The sequence below is a fragment of the Sphaerisporangium krabiense genome, assembly GCF_014200435.1.
In the GTDB taxonomy this organism is placed as follows: Bacteria; Actinomycetota; Actinomycetes; order Streptosporangiales; family Streptosporangiaceae; genus Sphaerisporangium; species Sphaerisporangium krabiense.
Map to the genome: position 1 here is coordinate 1,481,654 of NZ_JACHBR010000002.1, position 24,560 is coordinate 1,506,213.

Consider the following 24,560-nt stretch of genomic DNA (forward strand, 5'->3'; position numbering starts at 1 on the left):
TGATGGAGGAGCAATGCTGCGTGTCGCGCTGTTCGTCGCGTTCCTGGTCGTCCCGGTGCTGGAGATCTGGGCGCTCATCCAGGTCGGCCAGGTCATCGGAGGCTGGCAGACCGTCGGCCTGCTCATCCTCGACAGCCTGATCGGCGCCTGGCTGGTCCGGCGCGAGGGCCGCCGCGCGTGGCGGGCGCTGAGCCAGGCCATGCAGTCCGGGCGCATGCCCGACCGCGAGCTCGCCGACGGCGCCCTGGTGGTCGCGGGCGGCACGTTGCTGCTCACGCCGGGCTTCCTCACCGACGTGTTCGGCTTCGCCCTGATCCTGCCGTTCACCCGGCCGTTCGCGCGCCGCGCCCTGTCCTGGTTCCTCGGCCGCCGGGTGCGGGCCATGGCCGCCCGGTCGCCGTACGGCGCGATGTTCGGCGCCCAGGGCCCCGGCGGGCCGGGCGCGCCCGCGTCGTCGCGGGTCGTCCCCGGGCAGGTCGTCGAGGACGAGCCGGAGCCGCCGCGCACGGGAGGCGCGCTACGGCCGTGACCGGGGCCGGGCCCGTAGAGGAGGATCAGGGAACGCGTGCGGGCATGAAAAACGGCGCCTCTGGACCACCCGGGCGGATGGTCCGGAGACGCCGTGACGTGCCTCAGGCGCTCTTGCGCCGCTGTGCCCGAAGGATCGCCAGGCGCTCGTTGAGCACCTCTTCGAGATCTTCGATCGTGCGCCGCTCCAGCAGCATGTCCCAGTGGGTCCGCGGCGGCTTGGCCTTCTTCTGCTGCGGCTGTTCCGCGTCGACTCTCAGGGCCGTCGCCCCGCAGTTGCGGCACTCCCAGGTCGCCGGGATCTCCGCCTCGGCGGCAAGGGGCACGTCGAAGTGATGGCCCTTCGGGCAGGTGTAAGGCACCTCCTGACGCGGGGCCAGATCGGTGTTGCGGTCGTTCTCGTAGCTGGTGGCTCCGAGCCGGGTACCGCGAAGTGCACGCTCGCCCATGTTTCAATGCCTCCTGAGGGCCCCGTTTCGAGGGGTGGGTCTCCACGGCTTACAACGCTTGATACCGTGGATGGATTCCCACCCTTGGGGTGATCCAATCGCGCTTTTCGCCTTCGGCCCGGCCGTGGCGATCCCGATCTTCACGACCGTCGCGGCGGCGCGGTGCGCGCTACGGGCCTCAGAGGTGCGTGGGAGGCTCGTTGCCCGCCTCGCGGACCGCCCTCGGCAGGTTGACCACCATGAGCAGCGCGAACCCCAGCACGAAGAAGATCATCAGTGACAGGATCGCCGCGCGGTAGCTGTCGGTGACCTGCAGCGCGACCGTCAGCGTCAGCGACCCGAGCAGTGCCGACCCCTTGTCGCTCACCTCGAACAGGCTGAAGTACTCCGCCTCGCGCCCCGGGGGGATCACCAGCGAGTACAGCGACCGCGACAGCGCCTGCGTGCCGCCGAGCACGATCGCGATGAGGAACGCGATGGCGTAGAACTGGACGGCCGCCCCCTTCTCCAGGAAGTAGGCGATCCCCACCACCGCCGTCCACACCACCAGGCTCGCCAGCACCGTCCGCTTGGTGCCGAACCGGGCGCCGAGCCACCCGAGCAGCAGCGCCCCGCCGAACGCGACGAACTGCACCATCAGGATCGCGGTGATCTGCACGTCCTTGCTCAGGCCGAGCTCCTGGTCGGCGTAGGTCGCCGAGAAGGAGATCACGGTCTGCACGCCGTCGTTGTAGATCAGGTAGGCCAGCAGGAACAGCAGGCTGCGCGGGTAGCGGCGCAGGCCCGCGATCGTGCGGCCGAGCTGGCGGAAGCTGCCGGCGATGGCGGCGCCGGGCGTGGCGTCGTGGCTGCCGACCGGCCGGTTGCGCAGGCGCAGCATCGGGATCACGGTGAACACGGCCCACCACAGGCCCGCCGAGGCCAGGCTGATGCGCACCGCGAGTCCCTGGTCGATGCCGCTGCCCTGGTAGAGGGCCAGGTTGACCGCCAGCAGCAGGAAGCCGCCGAGGTAGCCGAAGCCCCACCCGCGCGAGGAGACCGCGTCGCGCTCCTCCGGGCCGGCGATCTGCGGCAGGAACGAGTTGTAGATGACCATGGCGGCGCCGAAGGCGACGTTGGCGGTCACGAACAGCGCGCCGCCGAGCGCGTAGGCGTCCCCGGCGACGAAGTAGAAGCCCAGCGTCGCCGCCGCGCCCAGGTAGGCGAAGAGGGCGAGCAGCTCCTTCTTGCGGCCGGTGTGGTCGGCGAGCGCCCCCGCGATCGGCATCACCACGATCTGCAGCACGACCGAGATCGTGACGACCGCGGAGAAGTACGCCTTGGCCCGCATGTCGATGCCGAGGAAGGCGACGAACCCGTCGGCGCGGCCCGCGGCCTTCTCGGCCAGCGCGGTGAGGTACGGGCCGAGGAAGACGGTGATCACCGTGGTCTGGAAGCCCGAGTTGGCGAAGTCGTACCAGTACCAGCCGCGCTGCTCGCGCTTGCGCGCCTTCGGGAGGTCCTCGGCGACGATGGAGGTGGTCATCGGCTCTCCTGGCCTGACGGGGGCGGGGGGCGGGGCGCGCGGCGGGATCAGGCGCAGGCGGCGGGCTGCCGGGGGTGCCACTGGCCCCGGGCGCTGAGGACGTCCCTCAGCCCCGAGATGTTGTCGGTCATGATGCCGTCCACCCCGAGGTCCAGCAGGTGCTCCATCTGGCGCGGGGAGTCCACCGTCCACACGTGGACCTGCATGCCGAGGGCGTGGGCCGTGCGGACCAGGGCGCGGGTGGTGACCCGCATGCCCCGGAAGCCCAGCGGCACCTGCGCGCACGGGACGCCGAGCCGGGCCAGGCCGCCGAGCAGGCGGCCGTACCCCGAGCCCATGGCGGCGGCGCGCAGCCGGGCGACGCCGCGCGGGCCGAGCGCCGAGCAGACCGGGCGGCCGATCGCCATGCGCGCCCGGGCCAGTCGCACGTCGGAGAACGAGGTCAGGCAGATCCGGTCGTAGGAGTTGGTGCGCCTGATCGCCTCGGCCAGCGGCTCGATCGCCGGGGACTCCTTCACATCGACGTTGACCCGGACGTCCGGCCAGGTGCCGAGCACGTCCTCCAGCAACGGGATCTCCTCGACCCCGCCGATGCGCGCCCGCCGCACCTCGCGGTACGGCAGCGCCGCCAGGCGGCCGTGGCGGTCGGTGACCCGGTCGAGCGTGTGGTCGTGGAAGGCGAGCAGCACGCCGTCCGCCGTGGCGTGGGCGTCGGTCTCCAGGTAGGAGTACCCCATCTCGACCGCACGGGAGAAGGCGGCCATGGTGTTCTCACGGCCCTCGGCGGCCCCGCCCCGGTGGGCGAAGGCGAGCGGGCCGGGATGGTCCAGGAACGGGTAGCGGAGCTGCACGACCAGGAGTATCCCTTGTGGCGAGCCTGTCAGGTCACCGTGCCGAGTGAACATTTGGGTCACGAATCGGAGCCGATCCTACCCGAATCCGGAGAGCCCCCGACGCGACGAACCCGCCCTTTGTCGAGATTGTCCATTTTAAAAAATGGTGTGATCAGCGTCACTCTTGTTCATGACTTTTGGTCAAGTTACCGTTTGGTCGCTTTTGCCGGTGGCTGTGCGATTACCCTGGCGGGAAAATCCTGGTTATGTCCTGTACCGATATGTGACATTCGGAGGTAGCGGTTCGTGCCGGTCTTACGATGCACCCCCAATTTGGTACGTCGGTTTATATGGTTAACGGTAGCCATATTCGCGGTGACATTGCCAGGATTGATGCAGGTGGCGGTTCCCCCGCCCGCTGCCGCCGCCGCACGGACGGTCGCCCCTGTCACGCCGGACCAGTTGTCGGGGTCGGCGGCCGGACTGCCCCATCTGGTCGACTCCAAGGCGACACAGATCGCCGGACCCGCGACCGTTGACCCCGACGACTCCGAGGACGAGTCCTCCGCGGCGGGGCAGCGGAAGGACAAGGTTCCCAATGGAGCCCTGTCCCGCGACGTCAGAACCTACGGCGTGGTCTCGTCGCAGCCGGATGAACGGGCCGCCCAGCGCGCGCCACCACGGTCCGCGGACGGCGATGGGACACGAGGAAAGAGAGATCCGGACGGCTCGGCTCGAGTCGCGGCTCGGGATTGCTACAACCCCAAGTACAGCATCACCGCCACCTACAGGCCTGGCATGACGGTCTCTGAGAATGACCACGACTGGGAGGCGCTGAAGACCTTCGTGGGTGTCCGTCCGGGGACGGACGCCACATATTGGAGGGATCTGGGGCTCTGCTACGTCAAGCCTCCGCCGGCTCCAGAGATCATCGACATGTTCCCGCTGGACCAGGGCCTGGTCGGGGTCACGCCCGTGTTGTCCGCCTACGCCCGCAGCGCCGCAGGCCCCTACGGCATCGACTACACGTTCCAGGTCTGCGGTGAGGGGGTCTCTTGCTTCTCCTCAGGGGTGATCGGTGACCGCGGCGCGTGGCGGGTACCGGCGGGCAAACTGGCCTGGGGCAAGTCGTACTCCTGGACGGTCACCGCGAACGACCGCGGCACCGGCGGAGTGACCTCCAAGACCCGGGTGTTCCTCACCGGGGTGCGCCAGCCGGCCGTCACCTCGCAACTCGCGGCGAACGGGGCCAACGGTCAGGAGTTCCACCAGCTCACCGGCAACTACACCACCTCGTTCACCGACGCGGAGGTCGCCACGGTGGGGCCGCCGCTGACGGTATCCCGTTCCTACAACAGCCTGGACCCGCGCACCGATGGCATGTTCGGCGCGAGCTGGTCTTCTCGCTGGGATATGAAGATCGTCGAGGAGTCGGCGGGCGAGGACCCGACGGCCGTGGTGACATATCCCGATGGCCGGCGGGTGCGGTTCGCGGGAAATACCGGCGGGCCCTATCAGCCGCCTCCCGGCGTGTTCGCCACGCTGGCCAAGACCTCGAGCGGTGGCTCCTCCGGTTGGCGGCTCATGGACAAGTCCGCCACGGTGTACGCATTCGACGCGCAGGGCCGTCTGACGGGCATCACCGACAACCGCGGCCGGGCGCAGACGCTGACCTATGGCGCCGACACGAAACTGGCCAAGGTCACCGCGACCGGCGGGCGTTCGCTGACGTTCACCTGGACCGGAGATCACGTGACCGCCGTGTCGACCGATCCGGTCGGCGGTGCGACGCCGACCTGGACCTACCGGTACGACGGGGATCGGCTGACGCAGGTCTGCACTCCGGGGGCCGCGCCCAACTGCACCGCCTATGACCACGACACCGGGTCGCAGTACCGCAGCCGGGTACTGGACTCCGATCCGGCCGGGTACTGGCGGCTGGGCGAGGCGAGCGGGACGGCGGCCGCCGACCTCGCGCAGGAGACGGGTGACGCCACCTACTCCGGCGCGAGCCTGGGGCAGCCGGGCGCGCTGGCGGGTACGCAGGACACCGCCGTCCAGGGCAACGTCGTGCTGCCGGAGAACACGGTCGCCCGGCTGGGCGGGCGGATGTCGGTGGAGCTGTGGTTCAAGACCTCCGGGAACGGCACCATACTCTCGGCCGGGGACACCGGCGACAGCGTCGGCGCCAACCGTCCTGTGCTGTATGTGGGCACCGACGGCAAGGTGCGCGGCCAGTTGTGGGACGACCCTCAGGCTCCGGCGGTGACACCGATCACCTCGGCCGCCGCGGTCAACGACGGCCAGTGGCATCACCTCGTGCTCACCGCCCAGACCCAGGGCCAGATCCTGTACCTGGACGGCCGGCGTGTCGGCACGCTGGCCGTGGGGCCGGACGTGTTACGGCGCCAGTTCGCCTATCTCGGCACGGGCTGGATCTACAACTCGCGGGGATGGCCGGCCACGCCGCCGATGTCGGGCAACACCTACGCGGTCGGCTTTCCCTTCGTCGGCGGCACCATGGACGAACTGGCCGTGTACGACAAGGTTCTGTCGGACGCCGAGGTGGGGTCACACTACGCGGCCCGCGCCGAGATGCCGTTCAAGCTGACGAAGATCACGCTGCCGTCGGGGCGGGTGTGGGCGCGGAACGTGTACGACGCCACGACAGAACGGGTCAAGTCCCACACCGACCAGCACGGCGGCACCTGGCAGGTCGGCTCCCCGGTCTACAGTTCGGTCACCGGCCTGGCGACGGTGACCGTGACCGACCCGCACGCCGGCAAGCTGGAGTACCGCCACGACGCCTGGCGCGGCTACCGGATGGTGTCCTCCAGCGACCAGCTCGGCAAGACCACCGCCTACGAGTACGACACCGGCGGATACCTGACCAAGCTCACCGACGCCAACGGCAACGTCACCGAGACCTTCCAGGACCAGCGCGGCAACGTGGTCGGGACCAAGACGTGCCGTACGGCGTCGAGCTGCCAGACCGAGCACGTCTCCTACTACCTGAACAAGGACGACCCCTTCGACCCGCGCAACGACCGCGCGACCGTCGCGCGGGACCCCCGATCCTCGTCGGCCACGGACGACACCTACGCCACCAAGTGGGAGTACACCGCCTTCGGCGAGGAGTCCAAGGAGACCACGCCCGCGACCCCGGACTTCCCGAACGGGCGCCCGCGCACGTACGTGTACACCGACGGCACCGAGCCGGCGGTGGGCGGCGGGACCACGCCCGCGGGGCTGTTGAAGTCGGAGAAGGACGCCAAGGGCAACGAGTGGAACTACCGCTACACCGCGTCGGGTGACGTCGTGGAGGAGGTCCACCCGTCGGGCCTGGTGACGCGGTACGGCTATGACGCGATCGGGCAGCTCACCTCCCGCACGGAGGTGTCGGAGGCCCATCCGGCCGGGGTGACGACCCGATTCGGCTATGACGCGCTCGGACGTCTGGTCACCCACACCGGCGCCGCCGTGCGCAACGAGATCAGCGGCGTCACCCACACCACCGAGACCCGGTACGCCTACGATCCCGACGGCAACAAGCTCTCCGACACCGTCGTCGACCTGACCGGCGGCGACGCGGAGCGCAAGATCGCCTACGACCTGGACGACTACGGACGGGTGAGCAAGATCACCGGGCCGGAGGGCGGTGCCGTCCAATACTCCTGGGACCATACCGGGGCGCTGACGGCCGTCACGGACGAACTGGGAATCGTCTACAACTACGGCTACACGGCGCGCGGTGAACCGGCCACGCAGACGCTCAAGAACTGGACCGGCAGTCCGGTCAACCCGCAGGCGCCCCGTGACGTGGTGCTGCACTCCAACGCCTACGATCCGGGCGGGCGCCTGGCGTCCGAGGTGGACGCGATGGGGCGCAAGGCGGCCTACGCCTACTACAACGATGACCTGCCGGCACGGACCATCGCGGACGACGCCCGGCTGAACGGATCGACCACGCCGCGTGATGTCGTGGTCGAGGCCAACGACTACGACGCCGCCGGCAACCTCGTCCAGGTGATCGAAGGCGACGGCCGAATCCGCACTGACTACGGATACGACGCGGCGGACCGGCTCATCTCCGAGACGTTCGACCCTCTCGACCTCAACCGCAAGATCACTTACGTCTACGACGCGAACGACAACGTCGTCAAGGAGACCGCGACCGGCGCGGGAAGCACCCGGGCCGAGGTCACCGAGTACGCCTACGACCAGCAGGACGAGGTCGTCCGGCGGACCGTGAAGAACGCCGACGAGGACCTGGTGAGCACGCGGACCGTCGACCAGCGCGGCCTCACCACCGAGGTCACCGATCCGCGGGGAAACCGCCCGGGCGCCGACCGGACGGACTTCACCACCACGCTGCGCTACGACGCGGCGGGGCGGCTCGTCGAGGTCAAGGCTCCCGAGGTCCAGGTGGAGCGCGCCGGCGCCGCCGCACCCGCCCGCCCCACGACGCGCTACGGCTATGACGGAGCAGGGCTGCGCACGCACACCGTGGACCCGGAGGGCCGCCAGTCGACGGCCACCTATGACCGGGCCGGCCGGATGGTCGCCGCGAAATCTCCGGCGTACACCCCTCCCGGAGGGTCCACGCTGACGCCCACCGTCACCTACGCCTACGACGCGGCCGGCCGGGTGACCCGGTCGACCGACCCTCGTGGCCAGGTGACCACCGCGGAGTACGACGTGCTGGGCAACCGTGTGCGGGTCACAGACCCGGCGCCTGGTGGCGGGCAGGGCGGCCGGTGGGTCAGCGAGTTCGACCTGCTCGGGGAGCAGCTGGCCACCGTCGATCCGACCGGCGCCCGGATGGAGGCTACCTACGACGACCTCGGCCGGCAGATCACGGCCACGATCATCGAGCGCAAGCCCACGACGGCGGCACACACCACCAGATACGTCTACAACGACGACGACGTGGTGACGTCCGTGGTCAGGCCGGGCAACCGCACCACCGCTTACGTCGTGAACGCCGCCGGTGAGGTCAAGACCGAGACCGACCCGGCCGGGAACAGCTCCACCTTCACCTACGACCTGGCGGGCCGCACCGTGAAGGCGGCCGACCCGCTCGGCGACGCCACCGTCGCCGAGTACGACCTGGCCGGACGGCAGGTCGCGGCCAAGGACCTCGACGACAAGGGCGCCATCCTTCGCACGGTCGGCTTCGGATACGACGCCGCCTCCAACCCGACCACCTCCACCTCAGGTGAGGGGTACACGACCCGCCGGAAGTACGACGCGGCCGCCTCACTGATCGAACTGGTCGAGCCGGTATCGGCCACCGACTCCATCACGACCAGGTACGGCTACGACGCCGGCGGCGCCCTGACCCGCACCACCGACGGGCGTGGCAACACCGTATGGACCACCTACAACGGGCTCGGCGAGGTCGAATCGGTCACCGAGCCCTCCACGGCGGCACACCCGCAGGCGTCCGACAGGACCTGGACCTACGTCTACGACGCCGATGGCAACGAGCTGTCGGAACTCCGGCCCGGCGGCGTCCGGATCGACCGCGAGATCGACCACCTCGGACGCGTCGTCCGCGAGGTCGGCAGCGGCGCCCAGGCGCAGACGCCCGAGCGGACCTTCTCCTATGACCTCACCGGCCGGATGACCGGCGTGGGCGACTACACCCTGGACTACGACGACCGCGGACTCCTGCTCAAGGTGTCCAAGCCGTCGGGACAGGTGGCGTCGTTCGCCTACGACGCTCTGGGGTATCCGACCGAGCGGAACGACACCACCGGCAAGACCACCTATACCTGGGAGGACAACAGGCTGGCCACGGCCGCCGACCCGGTGAGCGGACGTGCCTTCACCTACGGCTACGACAAGGCGGACCGTCTCACCACGCTCACCTCGGCGACTCCGCGCAACGTCCAGACCTTCGCCTACGACGCCCTGGACCGCCTGACGAGCCACACCCTGGCGGACAGTGGCGGAAGCCAGCTCGCGAAGATCGCCTACGGGTGGGACAAGGACGACAACCTGGTCGCGAAGACCACCCAGGGAACGGCCGGCGCGGGCGCGAACACCTACGGCTACGACCGGGCGGGACGGCTCACCTCCTGGACCGCGCCCAACGGGAACCAGACGACCTACACCTGGGACGCCGCGGGCAACAGAACCGGAGCCGGAGAGGACACCTTCGTCTTCGACGAACGCAACCGCCTCATCTCCGGGGGCGGCTCGTCGTACACCTACACGCCGCGCGGCACCCTGGCCACCGAGTCCACCGGCGGTGCGACCAGGAACCTGGTGTTCGACGCCTTCGACAGGATGGTGTCCGACGGCGACGTCGCCTATCGCTACGACGCGCTGGGCCGGCTCGACGCGCGTCGCGCGGCCGACGGGTCCGAACAGCGCTTCGGCTACTCGGGTCTGAACAACGACATCATCAGCGTGAGCGACGGCGCCGGGGCCGTACAGGGCAAGTACGGGCGGGACCCGGCGGGCAACCTGCTGTCCCTGCAGGAAGGCACCGGGCCCGCACTCGGGGTGATGAGCGACCTCCACGACGACGTGGTGGCGACCTACTCGGGGACCGCGGTGGTCGACTCCGCGGCGTTCACTCCTTTCGGTGAGGTCATCACGCGGACCGGCACGCCGCGGGCCATGGGCTACCAGGGCGCGTGGACCGACCCGGACACCGGCAAGGTCAACATGGCGGCCCGCTGGTACGTGCCCGGCACGGGAGGGTTCGCCTCCCGCGACGACTGGGAGCCCGACTCCACCCCGTCGATCGCGCTCAACCGCTACACCTACGCCTACGGCGATCCGCTGGCCTACACCGACCCTTCGGGCAACTGCCCGATGTGCATCCCCCTGGCGCTGCTCGCGCTGCGGGTGGCCGCCCAGATCGCGGCACGCGCGCTGGCGAGGAAGCTCGCGCTGGAGGCCGCCAAGCGCGCGGCGATCGCGATCGCCAAGAGGGTGGCGGCCAGGAAGGCCTTGGAACTGGCCAAGCGGAAGGCCGCCGACATCGCCAGGAAGAAGGCGGCGGCGCTCGCGAAGCAGAAGGCGGCGCAGCGGGCGGCGGCCAAGAAGGCGCAGGACGCGGCCAAAAAGGTGGCACAACAGTCGGCGAAGAAACAGAGTAAATCACCGGCAAAGCAATCCAAAAATACCAACAAGACACCCAAGGGCTCGAAGTCCAAGACACCGAAGAACAACAAGACATCCAAGGGAAACAGATCACCCAAAAAGTCTCAGACCAAGAGCCAGGGCAGGTCGGGCGGCAAGCCGTCCGGCAAGACCGGCGGAAAGTCGGCCGGCCCCAAGGGCGGCGGCAAGCCCACCGGGAAATCCGGAAGCGGCAAGGGGGGAAGCAAGCCGACCGGCAAGAGCGGAGGCAAGGGCGGCGGCAAGGGTGGCAAGTCCACCAAGTCTCCTCAGGAGAAGAAGAACGAGATCGCCGAGGAGGTGATCGACGAGGCTCTCGGCCTGGACCCGTCGTTCTCGGTGGGCGGCAACTCACCCATCGGCGGCGGCCGGGACGGCACCCCGAACCTGTGCGTGACGTCGTCGAGGAAGTGGTGCAGAACACCGTCGAAGACCTCGTCAACGACCTGATCGACGACGTCGCCCCCGACCTGCCCCCGGGCACGCCCCCCGGCGCGGACTCATGCCGTCCCGGCAACAGTTTCGTCCCGGGCACCACGGTCCTCATGGCCGACGGCACACGCAAGCCCATCGAGGACGTCAAGGTCGGTGACAATGTCGTCGCCACCGATCCGAAGACCGGCCGCGTTGAGGCCGGCCCTGTGACCACCTTGATCACCGGTACTGGTGAAAAGACGCTGGTCGAGATCACTGTGGACATCGACGGTCGACGAGGCGACCGCACCGACGAGATCACCGCCACCGCGGGCCACCCCTTCTGGCTCCCAGAACTCCGCCAGTGGCTGCCCGCCGGGGAACTCCAGCCCGGCGCATGGCTCCAGACGAGCGCCGGCACCTGGGTCCAGGTCAGCACCGTCAAGACCTCGACCAGACACCAACGCGTTCACAACCTCACGATCGAGGGCCTGCACACCTACCATGTGGTGGCAGGCGACCAAGCGGTCCTTGTCCACAACGATGGACCCGGTAGGGACGTCCTAGGCGATTCCAATTTCCCTGATCCGGAAGAAGTGGAAAAGAATCGCAAGGCATGGGGCGAGTACTGGCAAGATTGGTTGGCAAGGGCCGCGCAGAAAGAGGTTCTTCGCGGTAGAGGACCGTCCGAAGTCCATAGAATCGATGCACCGGAGGAGTCGGTTCCCGGAAGCAAGTGGCATGCTCAGAAGAAGGGCAGAGGTTCACCGGCGCTGAACCAGGACGGGACTTTCCATGATGGAGACCCCAAGTACAGTGAGAAGACCAACGAATGGCTGCGGCAGTACGGATGGAACTGCTAGTGACCATCGAGCTTGATCCTCGCTTCAAGACGGAACTCTTCCGCCTGATACATGACGAAGGGCTGGATCGATTCGGCGAACTCATGGAGGCGACTCTGTTTGAGGAGTTGCCGCTGTACTCGCGATATTCCCAGTTACAGTTCTTGGATCCTCTGAGCATGTCAGAGAAGAATCGTGTGCTGATCCGTGCGGCGGTGGCGCACATGGTGAAGGTGGTCGAATATTCGCACAACTACTATGCGGATCGGACATATGACTACGTCTGCATGGTGTCCGTGACCGGATGGGGCGATTCTGATGGCCGATCAGAATGGCTTACACCTAACCTGTGGATCGGAAACCCAAGGAACGATAAGCTTCGTTCTATGCGGCTGTATCCTGCTCAAGGCAGACAAAGTGAATTTGTCGCCGACGCTCTCGACGGAGATGCCGGCTTGATATTGAACGAGGGCTTGTCGCATTTCCTGGGAGAGCCGCATGTGGACCGGGTGTACGTACGCACTAAGTCCATGAGTTCACCTTGGGACCGATGACCGAATCAAACTCAGATTCTCTCTCGGCCGCTGTACGTCCCACACCTGCGGAACGTACAGCGGAAGGTGGTGGTCCATGGGTTCACCGCCGACTCGCCGTGAGTCGTCCGAAATGATGCGCTGCGTCGGCGTCAGGGGCTCTCGTTGGCGGCCGAGGGAGAAGGAGTTGATGACCACTCCTGGCGGCGGACCTCCGCGAGGGTTATGGCGGCGGCGGTGGCGACGTTGAAGGAGCCGACGCGGCCGACCTGGGGGATGTAGAGGGTTTCGTCGGCGGCTTCCAGGACGGCGGGGGAGCAGCCGTGGTCCTCGCTGCCGAGGATCAGGCAGATGTCGCGGCTCAGCCGCGCTTCGTGCAGGGGGACGGCGTCGCTGGTCAGTTCGACGGCGATGACATGGTAGCCGTCCTCCTTGGCGGCGCGGACGGCGTCCAGGGCCGGGACCGCCTCGTGCCAATTCACCAGGCGGTCGGTGCCGAGGGCCGTTTTGCCGACCTTGGGGTTGGTGGGCGGGGTGGCGTTGCCGGCCAGCCAGATCTGGTCGGCGCCGAAGGCGGCGGCGGTGCGGAAGATCGAGCCGACGTTGAACGGACCGGTCACCGATTCGAGGATGAGCGACAGACGGTTCTCGGTGTTGCGGCGCCAGGTGCGATTGAGCCGCTTGACGTCGGTCGGCCGGAGCTGCCTGCGGGTTCCAGGGGTCATGTGTCGCTCATCGCTCTCGTCGGGACGGGTCGGTGGTCGTGTGCCTGCGGGGCGAGTCGGTGGTCGTGTGGCGGTGGGCCGGATCAGGCGCGGAGTCGCGGACGGTCACCGGCCGGACGGGTCACGCGGGTCGTCGCCGGTGGGGGCGGGGCGGGCGGCGACGCGCAGCACTCGGTACGCCGAGCGGGACGCCTCCCGGGTGGTGGGCCAGCCGTTGTCGGAGAGCCAGCGTTGCAGCGAGTCCGAGCCGAGGTGCTTCTGCACGACCAGGTAGGCGGCGCCGTCGGGGGTGAGGCGGTCCAGCCAGCGGGTCAGCATGGCGTGCAGGGCGGGTTTGCCGATGCGGATGGCCGGGTTGGACCAGATGGCCGTGAACCGCACGCCGGGCGGCATCTCGTCCACATGGACTGGCCTTACTTTGTCAAGGCCGATGGATTGGGCGTTACGCGCGCACAGCTCCAGCGAGCGGCGGTTGACGTCCACCGCCCACACCGTCGCCTCCGGCGCCCGCGACGCCATGGTCAGCGCGATCGGCCCGTATCCGCAGCCGAGGTCGAGCAGGTCGCCGGTCTGCGGGGGTGGCGGCACGGTCTCCAGCAGGACGCGGGTGCCCGGGTCCAGGCGGCCGGGGGAGAAGACGCCGCTGTCGGTGGCCAGGCGCAGGTGCAGATCGGGCAGCACGACGTCGACCGTGCCCGGCCTGCCGGCCGACTCCGGCCGCTCGTCGAAGTAGTGCGCCCCCTTGGACATCACGTCAGAAGACGTTACCGCCCCCGGACCCCTGGTCGTGATCCGAGCGCCGTGTGCGCGTCCCGGGGTCGGGACGTCGCCGAGACACCGCGCCGAGGGGGCCGACGGGAGGGCGGGTTCGTACGGTGGTGGCTCGGGGAGCCGGGTGCCGAGGTACTGGGGGGAGGGCGGATTCGCGCGGCGGCGGGTCAGGGGAGCCGGGTGCCGAGGAGCATGGCGGTGGCGGCCACCAGGAGGCCCGTGAGGGCGCCGGCGATCGTGAACCACTGGCCGATCTCCTTGTTGACGACCTGGTAGCCGAGCGAGGTGCCGATCTGGCTGTAGACGTCGCGCAGCTCGTCGCCGGACTCGGCGCTGTAGGCGTGCCCGCTGGTGCCGTCGGCCAGGGCCTGCAGCGTGGCCTTGTTCACCGGCACCTGCACGTCGCGGCCGTCGATGCTCACCGAGCCCTCCGGCGTGCCGTAGGCGATGGTGGACACCGGCACGCGGGCCGAGACGGCGGCCTGGATGGCCTCGTTGACCGACCGGCCCGAGGTGTTGTCGCCGTCCGACAGCAGGACGATCGCCGACGGCGGCGGGTCGGTGACGGCCCGCTGGTCGAAGGAGCGCACCGAGTCCAGCGAGTTGAACACGGCCTCGCCGATGGCGGTGCCCGGCCGGGTTGCCAGGTTGCCGATCGCGGTGACGACGGCCTGGTGGTCGGTGGTGGGGGAGATGACCACGACCGCCGAGCGGGCGAAGGAGACCAGGCCCACGTTGAACCGCTCGGGCAGGTCCTTGACGAACTGCTGCGCCGCCTGCTGGGCCGCGACCAGGCGGGTGGGGGTGACGTCGGCGGCCTCCATGGACAGGGAGATGTCGACGGCGACGATGATCGTGGCGCGGTCCCGGGGGACGCGGGTCTCGTCGGCCGGGCGGGCGGCGCCGAGCACGAGCAGGGTCATCAGCACCAGGAACAGCGCGGCCGGCACGTGGCGGCGCCACCCGGGCCGCTCGGGCGCGACCAGGGCCAGCAGCGCCAGGTTGGTGAAGCGCACGGCGTACCTGCGGCGGGCGAACTGGGCCAGGACGTAGGCCGCCGCCATGAGCGCCACCGCCGCGAACAGCCACAGCCATCCCGGAGACAGAAAGATCACGCGCCTGCCCTCCTGGCGGTGTGCCGCCCGGCCAGGTGCGCGGTGCGGCGGCATCGCATGACGAACTGGACGATGTCGTACACCCAGTCCCGGTCGGTGCGCAGGACCAGGTGCCCGGCCCCGCAGCGGCGCAGCGCCAGGCGGGTGGCCTCGCGGTGGGCGCGGGCGGCCTCGGCGTAGGCGCGGCGGATCCTGCCGGTGAGGTGGATGTCGCGGGTGCGGCCGGTCTCGGGGTCGGTCAGCGCGACGCGGCCGACGTCGGGCAGCTCCAGCTCGCGGGGGTCCAGGACCTCGACGGCGAGCACCTGGTGGCGCGCGGCCAGCCGGCGCACGGGCCGCTCCCACGCGCGCTCGGCGGCCGGGTCGCCGCCCGCGCCGAGCTCGAGGAAGTCCGACACGACGACCCGCAGGCCCCGCTTGCGGTGGGCGCGGCCGAGCCCCTCGACGGCCTCGGCGAGCGGGGTCAGGGGCCGGTCGGCGGAGGGCAGGCCGCGCGGCGCGTCCATGACCGTCTGCAGCAGGGCGTACATGGCGGCCCTGCCGGTGCGCGGCGGCAGGCGGTGCACCTCGCCGTCGTGCAGGACGTGCGCGCCGAACCGGTCGCCGACGCGGCTGCTGAGGAAACCGATCGCGCCGACGGCGGCCACCACCAGGTCGCGCTTCTCCATCGCGGCGGTGCCGAAGTCCATGCTGGGCGACATGTCGGCCAGCGTCCAGGTCTCCAGCTCGCGGTCGGCCACCAGGTCGCGGACGTGGGGGACGGTGGTGCGTGCGGTGACCGCCCAGTCCATGCGCCGCACGTCGTCCTCGCCGGGCACGTAGACCCTGCTGTCGCCGAACTCGCTGCCCGCGCCCGGCAGCAGGCCCTGGTGCTGGCCGTGCAGCAGGCCGTCCAGGCGGCGCACGACGGTCAGCTCCAGGCGCCGCAGGGCGTGCTCGGGGTCGCGCCCCGCGCTCTCCTCCCCGGTGCGGGAGTCCTGGGGTGACGTCACCGCTGGGCCTGGTTCCAGACGACCAGCGGGGGCGGCACGGCGGACAGGACGCGGCGGACCACCTCGTCGGGCTCGACGCCGTCGGCCAGGGCGTCGAAGGTGAGCATGAGACGGTGGCCCATGACGTCCACCGCGACGTCGCGCACGTCGTCGGGCAGCAGGTAGTCGCGCCCGCGCAGCAGGGCCAGCGCGCGCCCGGCCGCGACCAGGCCCAGGGTGGCGCGGGGGCTGACGCCGATCTCGATGGCCTCGGCGAGCTCGCGCAGCCCGTACTCGCCGGGGGCGCGGGTGGCCATGACCAGCCGCACGACGTAGTCGGCGACGAGCTGGTGCACCGAGACCTGGTCGGCGAGCTTCTGCAGGGACGTCAGCCGCGCGGGGTCGAGCACCCGGCCGGGCAGCGGCGGCGAGACGCTCATGCGGTGGAGGATCTCCAGCTCCTCGGTCGCCGTCGGGTGCGGCACCCGCACCCGGAACAGGAACCGGTCGCGCTGCACCTCCGGCAGCGGGTACACCCCCTCGGACTCGACGGGGTTCTGGGTGGCCAGCACGATGAACGGCCGCGGCAGCGGGTGGGTGCGCCCGGCCAGGGTGACCTGGCGCTCGGCCATGACCTCCAGCAGCGCCGACTGCACCTTCGCCGGGGCCCGGTTGACCTCGTCGGCCAGCAGGAAGTTCACGAACACCGGCCCGAGCTCGATGTCGAAGCTCTCGCTCGACGGGTGGTACACGCGGGTGCCGACGATGTCGCTCGGCACCAGGTCGGGCGTGAACTGGATGCGGGCGAAGGTGCCGCCCACGACGGTGGCCAGCGTGGAGGCCGCCAGCGTCTTGGCCACGCCGGGCACGCCCTCCAGCAGGCAGTGACCGCGCGCCAGCAGCGCGACCAGCAGCCTCTCGATCATGTGGTCCTGGCCGACGATCACACGCCGGACCTCCGCGATGGACTGCTGGAGCAGGCGGAGATCCGCGTCGGCGCCCTCGTCGGGACCGGATCCGTCACTGCGCTCTTCCGCAACGGTCATGCGGCCATTCCATCAAACGAGGCCCAAAGGTGCACGGCACCGTCACGGTGAGCCGGGTGTCGGGGTGTGCTTTCATGGCAACCGTGGCCACTCCGCTGCAGTACGGCGACCCGCCGCGCCTCGGGGCGTACGTTGTGCGGGCACGGTTGCAGGCCCTGCCCACCGGCTTCGTGTACCTGGGGCAGGACTCCGACGGCCGGGTGGTCTCGATCGCGCTGCTCACCCGCGGGGCCGCGCTGGACGCCGCGGCCCGCGAGCGCTTCCTGCTGGCCGTGCGCCAGGCGGCGCCGGTGCGCGGCGGCGTGCGCGGGTGGATGGCCCGCGCGCGGGGCCGGGGCGCCGCGGGCGCGCCCAGGGTCGTGGCGATGGACGCCGGCAGCTCGCCGTGGGTGGCCGTGCCCTACGAGAAGGGCGGGCCCGGCGCGGGGTGGTTCCTGGAGTCGGTGCTGGTCACCGGCACGCTGATCGGCGAGACGCACGGCCCGGACTTCGTGCCGTACTGGCTCGGCGACCGCGCGCCCGCGCTGCCGCTGCCGCCGCCGCCCGCGCCGCCGCCGGTCGAGACCCGGCGCGCGGTGCTGGTCGCGCTGTCGGCGCTGGCGCTGCTGCTGACGCTGACCGGGGCGATCGCCTGGCTGCTGGCCGGGCCGCGCGACGACGCCGTGCCGCCGTCCCGCCCCATCCCGGGCACCTACTTCCTGCCGACGCCTCCGCCGGTGCCGTCGCCCAACGACACGTTGAAGCCGTCGCCGACGCCGTCCCCCGGGGAGGGCGGGACCGGCACCGGGCGGCCCACGTCGCCTCCGGACCCGGGCGAGGACATCTGAGCCTCGCGGGGCGGGCGTACGGCGCGCGCGGCCAGGGCGACCAGCACGGCGAGCGCGGCGGGGATCGCCAGCGCCCGGGGCAGGCCGAGCCACTCCGCGGCGCCGCCGATCAGCACGGGGCCGGTGAGCAGGCCCAGGTAGCCGAGCCCGGCGACCCGGGCCAGGGCGCGGCCGGCCCGGGCGGGGTCGCGGTTGCCCGCGGCCGAGAACACCTGCGGCACGATGCAGGACAGGCCCGCGCCGAAGCAGGCGAACCCGGCGATCGCCGCGGCCGGGTGTCCCAGCAGCAGGGCCGCCGCCAGCCCCGTGCCGGCCAGCAGGCCACAGGCGCGGACCAGCCGCGCGGGGCCGAACCGGTGCGCGAGCCGGTCCCCGGCCAGCCGCCCGGCCGTCATCATGATCGAGAACGCGGCGTAGGCGAGGGCGGCGATCCCGGCGGAGGCGGCCAGGTCCTCGCGCAGGTACACCGACCCCCAGTCGGCCGCGGCGCCCTCCCCGATCCCGCAGCAGAAGACGAGCACACCCAGGAACAGCACACCACGCACGGCATCACCCCGGCGTGCCGCCCGGCCGGCGCCTGAGGCCGTCCCCGAGGCGGTCACGGGGGCCGTGTCCGGAGCCGTCCCCGGGGCGGTCTCCGCGGTCGTCCCCGGGGCGGCCGCCGGGGCCGATCCCCGGGACGGCGGGGCGGGGCGGGCGCGCACGGCGGGCATGGCCGGGAGGATCGCCCAGGTCGCCGCGGCGGACAGGGCGGCCAGCAGGGCGGCCGTCGCGGCGAAGGTGACCCACGGCGGGGCCTGCGCGTGCGCGAACAGCGCGCCGATGCCGGCGCCCGCGAACCCGCCGACGCTGAACGCGGCGTGGAAGGACGACATCAGCGGCCGTCCGCCCGCCCGCTCCACCTCCACCGCGACGGCGTTCATCGCGATGTCGAGCATGCCGTGCACCAGGCCGAACAGCGCGAGCGCGGCCGCGAGGGAGGCCAGGCCGGGCATGAACGCCGGGGGCAGCAGGACGGCGGCCTGCGCGAAGGCGAGCGGCACCATGACCCTGACGGCGCCGCGCCGGTCGGCGAGCCGCCCGATGACCTGCATGCCGGCCAGCGCGCCCGCGGCGATGGCGAGCAGCGCGAGGCTGAGCCGCCCGTCGGACAGCGCGAGGCTCTCCTTGATCGCGGGAATGCGGGCCGTCCACACGCCGATGGCGATCCCGGGGATGGCGAAGGTCACGTACACCGCCCACCGGGCACGCCGCAGCGCGCCCCCGGGGCCGGGCGGGGCGCTCACGGGACCACGCGGACGGTCACGCCGGCGGCGGTGAGGGACTCGCGTTGCTCGCGGGGGATGCCGGCGTCGGTGATCAGCACGTCCACGCGGCCGGCCGGGCAGACGGCGGCGAAGGCGGTCTGGCGGAACTTGGAGGAGTCCGCGGCGACGACGACGCGCCGGGCCGAGGCGATCGCGGCCTGCTTGACCGCGACCTCGTCCAGGTCGTGCGCGGTGATGCCGTGCTCGGCCGAGATCCCGCAGCAGCCGATGACCGCGGTGTCGAAGCGCAGCGCGCCGATCGTGCCCACCGCGAGCGGCCCGGTGACGTTCAGCTCGCCGCGCCGCACCTCCCCGGCGGGCAGCACCATGCGCAGCCGGGGCGCGTCGGCGAGGGCCTGGATCGACTGCAGCGACAGGGGGAGGACGGTGAGCCTGCGCGCGTGGACGGCGCGGGCCACCTCCAGCGCGGTGGTGCCGGCGTCCAGCACGACCGCCTCGCCGTCGGCGAGCAGCCCGGCCACCTCGGCGGCGATGCGGGCCTTGGCGGCGGTCGCCTCGTGGGCGCGCACGCCGAACGGGGGCTCCTCGCCGCGCAGCAGCAGGCTCTGGGCGCCGCCGCGCACCCGGCGGGCCACGCCCTGCTGGGCCAGCTCGTCCAGGTCCCGCCGGATGGTCATCTCCGAGACGCCGTGCTCGGCGGCGAGCGCGGCGACCGACACGCTGTCGGTGGTCATGAGCGTTTCCGTGATGGCGCGCAAACGATCCATGCGTTCATATGAACATTTTTGGTGTTCGTTTGGCAAATCAGGGACACTAGGCGGTATGCGCGCAAGCCGGCTGCTGTCCCTCCTCCTGCTCCTGCAGACGCGCGGCCGGATGACGGCCGCCGAGCTGTCCCGGGAGCTGGAGGTGTCGGTGCGCACCGTCTACCGCGACGTCGAGGCGCTGTCCGCGGCGGGCGTCCCCGTCTACGCCGACCGGGGCCCCGCGGGCGGCTACCAGCTCCTGGACGGCTACCGCACCCGGCTCAACGGCCTGAGCGCCGAGGAGGCCTCCTCGCTGTTCCTGGCCGGGCTGCCCGGCCCCGCCGCCGAGCTGGGCCTGGCCGAGGTGGCCGCCGCGGCCGAGCTCAAGCTGCTCGCCGCGCTGCCCCCCGAGCCGCGCTCGCACGCCTCCCGCATGCGCGAGCGGTTCCTGCTGGACGTGCCCGGCTGGTACCGCGACGCCGACGACGTCCCGCTGCTCGGGCTGGTCGCCGACGCGGTGTGGGAGGGGCGCGAGATCAGGATGCTCTACCGCCGCTGGGGTCCCGCCGAGGTGTCCCGGCAGGTGCGGCCGTACGGGCTGGTGCTGAAGGGCGGCTCCTGGTACATGGTCGCCGCCCCGGCCGACGCCGAGCCGCGCACCTACCGGGTCGCGCGGATCATCTCCGCCGAGGCGCTGCCCGTGCGCTTCGCCCGGCCGGAGGGGTTCGACCTCGGGCGGTTCTGGCAGGAGTACTCCGCCGGCTTCCAGGAGCGCATGTACCCCGCCGAGGCCGTCCTGCGGGTGGCCCCGGGGGCGGAGGACATGCTGCGGGTCACGGCGGGCACCCGGGCCGTGGAGGCGGCGCTGGCCACGGCGGGGCCGCCGGGGGAGGACGGCTGGAGGGTGCTGCGGCTGCCGATCGAGTCGGTGCGCCACGCCCGGTGGCTGCTGCTGCGCATGGGCGCGAGCGTGGAGGTGCTCGGCCCCGCCGAGCTGCGCGGCCTCATGATCTCGGCGGTGGAGGAGCTGTCCGCCCTGTACGGCGCCGGCGCGGCTCAGCCGGAGCGCGCCCCGCTGAGCTCGTAGCCGTGGAAGGCCGGGGACGGCGCGGCGGGGGAGGAGATCACGACCACCGGGCAGCGCGCCCCCATGATGCAGGCGGCCACCACCGGCGTGGCGGTGGCGGGCATGCCCGGCGCGGGGCTGCGCGTGCCGAGCACCAGCATCTCGGCGTCCGCGCAGTGGGTCAGCAGCACCTGGGCGGGCGGGCCGTGCGTCACGATCGGCTCGGTGGCGGGCAGGACCTGCGCCACGACGCGGCGGGTGCGCTCCCTGGCGGCCTCGTACTCCTCGTCGTGGGAACGCCAGGTGCCCATCGGGGCGTACGAGGCCCGGTGCTGGCCGGACCACTGCCAGGCGTGGACGGCCTCGATCACCGCGTTCCTCAGCCGGGCCTCCCCGAGCGCCCAGCGCAGCACGGCCGTCGCGGCGGGAGAATGGTTCACGCCCACGACGATGCGGGGCCGGGTGATCTTCTGGCTCACGGAAACCTCCTCCCCACTGAGCATCGCCGGTGCGAAGTGACGTGCCGCCAAAGTCCCGGGAAAAGCACCACTAAATATCACAGACCGGTCAGGCGATCGCCGGTCCGGCGATAACCCGTTGCCCCGGCCGTCCGCACGCCGGGAGGATGCCCGCGTGTACCTCGCCGCGTTCGTCGGATCCTGCCTCCTCATCGCCATGATCCCCGGTGTCAGCACCGCGATCATCCTGCGCCAGACGCTCCGCGCCGGTCCCTCCCGCGGCGCCGCCGCGATGCTCGGCAACGAGACCGGCGTGCTGCTGTGGGCGCTCGCCGCCGTCTTCGGCCTGTCGGCCCTGCTCACCGCCTCCGAGGTCGCCTACGAGGCGATCAGGATCGGCGGGGCCGCCGTGCTGGTCTGGCTCGGCGCGCAGTCGCTGTGGCAGTCCCGCCGCGGCGGCCCCGAGCCCGGGCCCGCCGCCCCGGAGGCCGCGCCCGTCCCCGGGGCCCGGCGCTCCTACCTGCTCGGCCTCGGCACCGCCCTGGCCAACCCCAAGGCCGCGGTGTTCGCGCTGTCGTTCCTGCCGCAGTTCGTGCCCTCCGGCGCCGGCGTCCCCGCGACGCTGATGGCGCTCGCGCTGATCTGGGTCGCGGTGGACACCGTGTGGTACCTGGCGGTGATCTGGCTCCTGGCCCGCGTGCGCGCGGTCTTCGAGCGCCCGCGGGTGCGCCGCGCGCTGGAGCGGGTCTCCGGAGTGGTCCTGATCGGCCTCGGCCTGCGCGTCGTCACCGACACCCGCTGATCAGGCCCGCCCGGCCTAGGAGGAGATGTCGGGAAGGCTGGCCGCCGGGTAACGGTCGCCCGCGACGGCGTCCCGGGGCGCGGCCTTCTCCAGCTCCGCCAGTTCGTCCGCCGTGAGGGCGATGTCCAGGGCCGCGACGTTCTGCTCCAGGTAGGAGCGCCGCTTGGTGCCCGGGATGGGCACGACGTCCTCGCCCTGCGCCAGCACCCAGGCCAGCGAGAGCTGGGCGGCGGTGACGCCCTTGGCCCCGGCGATCTCCTCGACGCGGCGGGCCAGGCGCCGGTTGGCCTCGAAGTTCTCGCCCTGGAAGCGCGGGGCGGCGGTGCGGAAGTCGTCGGCGCCGAACCGTCCGTCGAGCGCCCCGGTCAGCATGCCGCGGCCGAGCGGGCTGTAGGACACCAGGCCGATGCCGAGCTCGCGGAACGTCCCGAGGATCGCGTCCTCGGGGTCGCGGGTGAACAGAGAGTACTCGTACTGGCCCGCGGTGATCGGGTGCACGGCGTGCGCGCGGCGCACGATCGAGGGGCCGGCCTCGGAGATGCCGAGGTGGCGCACCTTGCCCGCGGCCACCAGCTCCGCCATGGCCCCCCAGGTCTCCTCGATCGGGACCGACGGGTCGACGCGGTGCTGGTAGTACAGGTCGATGTGGTCGACGCCGAGCCGCCGGAGCGAGGCGTCGCAGGCCTGCCGCACGTAGTCCGGCCGCCCGTTGATCCCGAGTCGCGCGCCGTCCTCGCCGCGCTCGATGCCGAACTTGGTGGCCAGCACCACCTCGTCCCTGCGCCCGGCGATCGCCGTGCCGACGAGCCGCTCGTTGGTGAACGGCCCGTACATGTCGGCGGTGTCCAGGAAGGTGACGCCGAGGTCGAGCGCGCGGTGCAGGGTCGCCACGGACTCCGCGTCGTCGCCGGCGCCGTAGAACTCGCTCATGCCCATGCAGCCGAGGCCGAGGGACGAGACGGTCAGGCCCTGGCCGAGGGTTCGCTGCTTCATGCGTGATACTCCTCGATCTTCTCGTCGATGGGTTCCAGTCTTCGTGCTGGACCGCACTCCAGGTCAAATCGGCCTTTTATGATCTACGTTGTAAAGGCCGTCGACCGTATGTTCACCCCCTACCCGGAACCCGGAGACCCAACGGCGACGGAGGAGGCGGCCGTCAGTGGACGAAGAAGCCGCCGTCGACGAACAGCATCTGGCCGGTGATGTAGGCGGCGGCGTCCCCGGCGAGCAGCACCGCCGCGCCCGCGAAGTCCACGGGAAGGCCGTTGCGGCCGAGCATCGAGCGGGCGGCCATGGTCTCGACCCGGCCGGGGACGGCCTGGGCGGGCGCGGTGAGCGGGGTGAGCACGAACCCGGGGATGATCGTGTTCACCGAGACGCCGTGCCGTGACCACGCCTCCGCCTGCGAGCGGGTGAGCCCGGCGATGGCCGCCTTGCTGACGCCGTAGGCGCCGCTGTCGCCGAAGGCGCTGATGGACTGCTGGGAGCCGACGTTGATGATGCGGCCCCAGCCGCGCGCGGCCATGCGGGGGCCGAAGTGCTGGCCGAGCAGGTAGGGCGCGGTGATGTTCACCCGCATGGTGAGGTCGTAGTCCTCGGGGGTGAGTTCGGCCATCGGGCGGCGGATGTTGTTGGCGGCGACGTTGGCGAGGATGTCGATCTCGCCGAAGTGGGAGGCGGCGCTCTCGCGGACGTGCCGGACGGCCTCGGCGTCGGCGAGGTCGGCGGGGATGGACGCGGCGCGGACGCCGTGGCCGCGCAGGCGTTCCACGGCGTCCTTCAGCTCGGCGGGCCTGCGGGCCACGAGGACGACGGCGGCGCCGGCGCGGCCGATGGCCTCGGCCATGGCGTATCCGATGCCGGAGCTGCCGCCCGTGACCAGGGCGGTGCGTCCGGACAGGGAGAACAGGCCGTCGAGGTAGGCGGCGGGAGAGGCCGCCGGGTCGTCGGAGGCGCGCATGGTCGTGGAGGGTATCACCAGGCGCCGGGCAGGTCCGCGGCGGCCTGCCGGAGCTTGCCCATGACGTGTTCGAGCTCGCGCAGGGTCTCCAGGTCGAGCCGGTCGAGCAGGCGGCGGTAGTTGGCGTGACCGGCGTCGGCGAGTTCCTCGGTCATGCGGGTGCCGGCGTCGGTGAGGCGGACGCGGCGGATGCGGCGGTCGTTGGGGTCCTCGTGCCGGGAGACCAGGCCCTGGGCGACGAGGCGGTCGACGATGCCGGTGACGGTGCCGAGGCCGGTGCCGAGGACGTGGGCGAGATCCTGGCCGGAGGCCGAGCCGCGCGCGGCGAGGATCAGGGTGACCTTGAGCTGCTGCATGGTCAGGTTGAGCGCCAGCAACGGCATCGACCGGTCGCCGGCGAAGAGGCGCGCGATCGCGTGCTGGGCCTCGCCGATGCGGGCGATCAGCTCCTGTCTCTCGTCCACGTTGCCCTTCACCTTCGCCCGTACAGGTAACCCGAAGTTCAATACCCTGCTAAATATTCGTATATCGCGAAGTGTTAGGG

Annotated in this window: 20 protein-coding genes; 6 read left to right on the plus strand and 14 right to left on the minus strand. The window is 71.4% G+C overall.

What is annotated here, in order from left to right:
* The first annotated feature begins 13 nt into the window (after positions 1 to 13).
* On the plus strand, positions 14 to 529 hold the full coding sequence (locus BJ981_RS34500) for an FxsA family protein (protein WP_184617531.1): 516 nt from the start codon (positions 14 to 16) through the stop codon (positions 527 to 529).
* Positions 530 to 632: 103 nt separating this feature from the next.
* On the opposite strand, the gene BJ981_RS34505 is transcribed toward BJ981_RS34500, so the two are convergent.
* The 3 genes from BJ981_RS34505 to BJ981_RS34515 all read right to left on the minus strand — a co-directional run bounded on the left by BJ981_RS34505 (position 633) and on the right by BJ981_RS34515 (position 3,353).
* Positions 633 to 977 (minus strand): RNA polymerase-binding protein RbpA, encoded by a 345-nt coding sequence (locus BJ981_RS34505; RefSeq protein ID WP_114033704.1) that lies wholly within the window; start codon positions 975 to 977, stop codon positions 633 to 635.
* Between the two features lie 178 nt (positions 978 to 1,155).
* The gene (locus BJ981_RS34510; protein ID WP_239139107.1) at positions 1,156 to 2,502 is read right to left on the minus strand and encodes an MFS transporter; all 1,347 of its coding nucleotides are present in this window, start codon (positions 2,500 to 2,502) and stop codon (positions 1,156 to 1,158) included.
* Positions 2,503 to 2,549: 47 nt separating this feature from the next.
* Entirely contained in the window at positions 2,550 to 3,353 is an 804-nt protein-coding gene (locus BJ981_RS34515; RefSeq protein ID WP_239139106.1) for a glycerophosphodiester phosphodiesterase family protein, read from the minus strand.
* Between the two features lie 780 nt (positions 3,354 to 4,133).
* Here BJ981_RS34515 and BJ981_RS34520 point away from each other — a divergent pair.
* Genes BJ981_RS34520 through BJ981_RS34530 form a run of 3 tightly spaced genes read left to right on the plus strand, consistent with a single transcriptional unit; the run spans position 4,134 to position 12,282 of the window.
* Positions 4,134 to 10,922, plus strand: a complete 6,789-nt coding sequence (locus BJ981_RS34520; protein ID WP_184617532.1) for a LamG-like jellyroll fold domain-containing protein — start codon at positions 4,134 to 4,136, stop codon at positions 10,920 to 10,922.
* Complete coding sequence (locus BJ981_RS34525; protein WP_184617533.1) at positions 10,862 to 11,749, plus strand: Hint domain-containing protein; 888 nt, start codon at positions 10,862 to 10,864, stop codon at positions 11,747 to 11,749. The genes BJ981_RS34520 and BJ981_RS34525 overlap by 61 nt, the downstream gene beginning before the upstream one ends.
* Positions 11,749 to 12,282 carry an Imm15 family immunity protein gene (locus BJ981_RS34530; protein WP_184617534.1) on the plus strand — a complete coding sequence of 178 codons (534 nt, stop codon included), beginning with the start codon at positions 11,749 to 11,751 and terminating at the stop codon, positions 12,280 to 12,282. Before BJ981_RS34525 ends, BJ981_RS34530 begins: the two co-directional genes overlap by 1 nt.
* 131 nt (positions 12,283 to 12,413) lie before the next feature.
* On the opposite strand, the gene BJ981_RS34535 is transcribed toward BJ981_RS34530, so the two are convergent.
* The 7 genes from BJ981_RS34535 to BJ981_RS34565 form a co-directional block, all read right to left on the minus strand.
* The gene (locus tag BJ981_RS34535) at positions 12,414 to 12,986 is read right to left on the minus strand and encodes an RNA methyltransferase (protein WP_184617535.1); all 573 of its coding nucleotides are present in this window, start codon (positions 12,984 to 12,986) and stop codon (positions 12,414 to 12,416) included.
* Positions 12,987 to 13,091: 105 nt separating this feature from the next.
* Entirely contained in the window at positions 13,092 to 13,736 is a 645-nt protein-coding gene (locus BJ981_RS34540) for a class I SAM-dependent methyltransferase (RefSeq protein WP_184617536.1), read from the minus strand.
* Between the two features lie 188 nt (positions 13,737 to 13,924).
* Positions 13,925 to 14,872: a VWA domain-containing protein gene (locus tag BJ981_RS34545; protein WP_184617537.1), complete on the minus strand. Its 948-nt coding sequence runs from the start codon at positions 14,870 to 14,872 to the stop codon at positions 13,925 to 13,927.
* Positions 14,869 to 15,864 carry a DUF58 domain-containing protein gene (locus BJ981_RS34550; protein WP_184617538.1) on the minus strand — a complete coding sequence of 332 codons (996 nt, stop codon included), beginning with the start codon at positions 15,862 to 15,864 and terminating at the stop codon, positions 14,869 to 14,871. The genes BJ981_RS34545 and BJ981_RS34550 overlap by 4 nt, the downstream gene beginning before the upstream one ends.
* Positions 15,861 to 16,889, minus strand: coding sequence for an AAA family ATPase (locus BJ981_RS34555; RefSeq protein ID WP_184617539.1), 1,029 nt, complete (start codon positions 16,887 to 16,889; stop codon positions 15,861 to 15,863). Before BJ981_RS34555 ends, BJ981_RS34550 begins: the two co-directional genes overlap by 4 nt.
* Before the next feature lie 691 nt (positions 16,890 to 17,580).
* On the minus strand, positions 17,581 to 19,002 hold the full coding sequence (locus BJ981_RS34560) for an MFS transporter (RefSeq protein ID WP_239139105.1): 1,422 nt from the start codon (positions 19,000 to 19,002) through the stop codon (positions 17,581 to 17,583).
* Positions 18,999 to 19,751 (minus strand): DeoR/GlpR family DNA-binding transcription regulator, encoded by a 753-nt coding sequence (locus tag BJ981_RS34565; RefSeq protein ID WP_184617540.1) that lies wholly within the window; start codon positions 19,749 to 19,751, stop codon positions 18,999 to 19,001. Before BJ981_RS34565 ends, BJ981_RS34560 begins: the two co-directional genes overlap by 4 nt.
* Positions 19,752 to 19,806: 55 nt before the next feature.
* On the opposite strand from BJ981_RS34565, the gene BJ981_RS34570 reads away from it, so the two are divergent.
* A complete protein-coding gene (locus tag BJ981_RS34570; RefSeq protein WP_184617541.1) occupies positions 19,807 to 20,817 on the plus strand; it encodes a helix-turn-helix transcriptional regulator in 1,011 nt (336 codons plus the stop codon).
* On the opposite strand, the gene BJ981_RS34575 is transcribed toward BJ981_RS34570, so the two are convergent.
* Positions 20,787 to 21,275 (minus strand): universal stress protein, encoded by a 489-nt coding sequence (locus BJ981_RS34575; RefSeq protein WP_184617542.1) that lies wholly within the window; start codon positions 21,273 to 21,275, stop codon positions 20,787 to 20,789. The genes BJ981_RS34570 and BJ981_RS34575 overlap by 31 nt on opposite strands.
* Before the next feature lie 154 nt (positions 21,276 to 21,429).
* Between BJ981_RS34575 and BJ981_RS34580 the strand changes: the two genes are divergently transcribed.
* A complete protein-coding gene (locus BJ981_RS34580; protein ID WP_239139103.1) occupies positions 21,430 to 22,056 on the plus strand; it encodes a LysE family translocator in 627 nt (208 codons plus the stop codon).
* A 15-nt stretch (positions 22,057 to 22,071) separates the two neighbouring features.
* On the opposite strand, the gene BJ981_RS34585 is transcribed toward BJ981_RS34580, so the two are convergent.
* The 3 genes from BJ981_RS34585 to BJ981_RS34595 all read right to left on the minus strand — a co-directional run bounded on the left by BJ981_RS34585 (position 22,072) and on the right by BJ981_RS34595 (position 24,480).
* Positions 22,072 to 23,049, minus strand: coding sequence for an aldo/keto reductase (locus BJ981_RS34585; RefSeq protein ID WP_184617543.1), 978 nt, complete (start codon positions 23,047 to 23,049; stop codon positions 22,072 to 22,074).
* A 163-nt stretch (positions 23,050 to 23,212) separates the two neighbouring features.
* Entirely contained in the window at positions 23,213 to 24,016 is an 804-nt protein-coding gene (locus tag BJ981_RS34590; protein ID WP_184617544.1) for an SDR family NAD(P)-dependent oxidoreductase, read from the minus strand.
* A 14-nt stretch (positions 24,017 to 24,030) separates the two neighbouring features.
* The gene (locus BJ981_RS34595; protein ID WP_239139102.1) at positions 24,031 to 24,480 is read right to left on the minus strand and encodes a MarR family winged helix-turn-helix transcriptional regulator; all 450 of its coding nucleotides are present in this window, start codon (positions 24,478 to 24,480) and stop codon (positions 24,031 to 24,033) included.
* Between the last annotated feature and the right edge of the window lie 80 nt (positions 24,481 to 24,560).

Excerpts from the sequence above, each read along its gene's own strand:
- BJ981_RS34520 (WP_184617532.1), top strand. The coding sequence starts at position 4,134 with ATGACGGTCTCTGAGAATGACCACGACTGGGAGGCGCTGAAGACCTTC.
- BJ981_RS34535 (WP_184617535.1), bottom strand. The coding sequence starts at position 12,986 with ATGACCCCTGGAACCCGCAGGCAGCTCCGGCCGACCGACGTCAAGCGG.
- BJ981_RS34585 (WP_184617543.1), bottom strand. The coding sequence starts at position 23,049 with ATGAAGCAGCGAACCCTCGGCCAGGGCCTGACCGTCTCGTCCCTCGGC.
- BJ981_RS34540 (WP_184617536.1), bottom strand. The coding sequence starts at position 13,736 with ATGTCCAAGGGGGCGCACTACTTCGACGAGCGGCCGGAGTCGGCCGGC.
- BJ981_RS34590 (WP_184617544.1), bottom strand. The coding sequence starts at position 24,016 with ATGCGCGCCTCCGACGACCCGGCGGCCTCTCCCGCCGCCTACCTCGAC.
- BJ981_RS34570 (WP_184617541.1), top strand. The coding sequence starts at position 19,807 with ATGCGCGCAAGCCGGCTGCTGTCCCTCCTCCTGCTCCTGCAGACGCGC.
- BJ981_RS34565 (WP_184617540.1), bottom strand. The coding sequence starts at position 19,751 with ATGGATCGTTTGCGCGCCATCACGGAAACGCTCATGACCACCGACAGC.
- BJ981_RS34510 (WP_239139107.1), bottom strand. The coding sequence starts at position 2,502 with ATGACCACCTCCATCGTCGCCGAGGACCTCCCGAAGGCGCGCAAGCGC.
- BJ981_RS34505 (WP_114033704.1), bottom strand. The coding sequence starts at position 977 with ATGGGCGAGCGTGCACTTCGCGGTACCCGGCTCGGAGCCACCAGCTAC.
- BJ981_RS34555 (WP_184617539.1), bottom strand. The coding sequence starts at position 16,889 with ATGACCGTTGCGGAAGAGCGCAGTGACGGATCCGGTCCCGACGAGGGC.
- BJ981_RS34500 (WP_184617531.1), top strand. The coding sequence starts at position 14 with ATGCTGCGTGTCGCGCTGTTCGTCGCGTTCCTGGTCGTCCCGGTGCTG.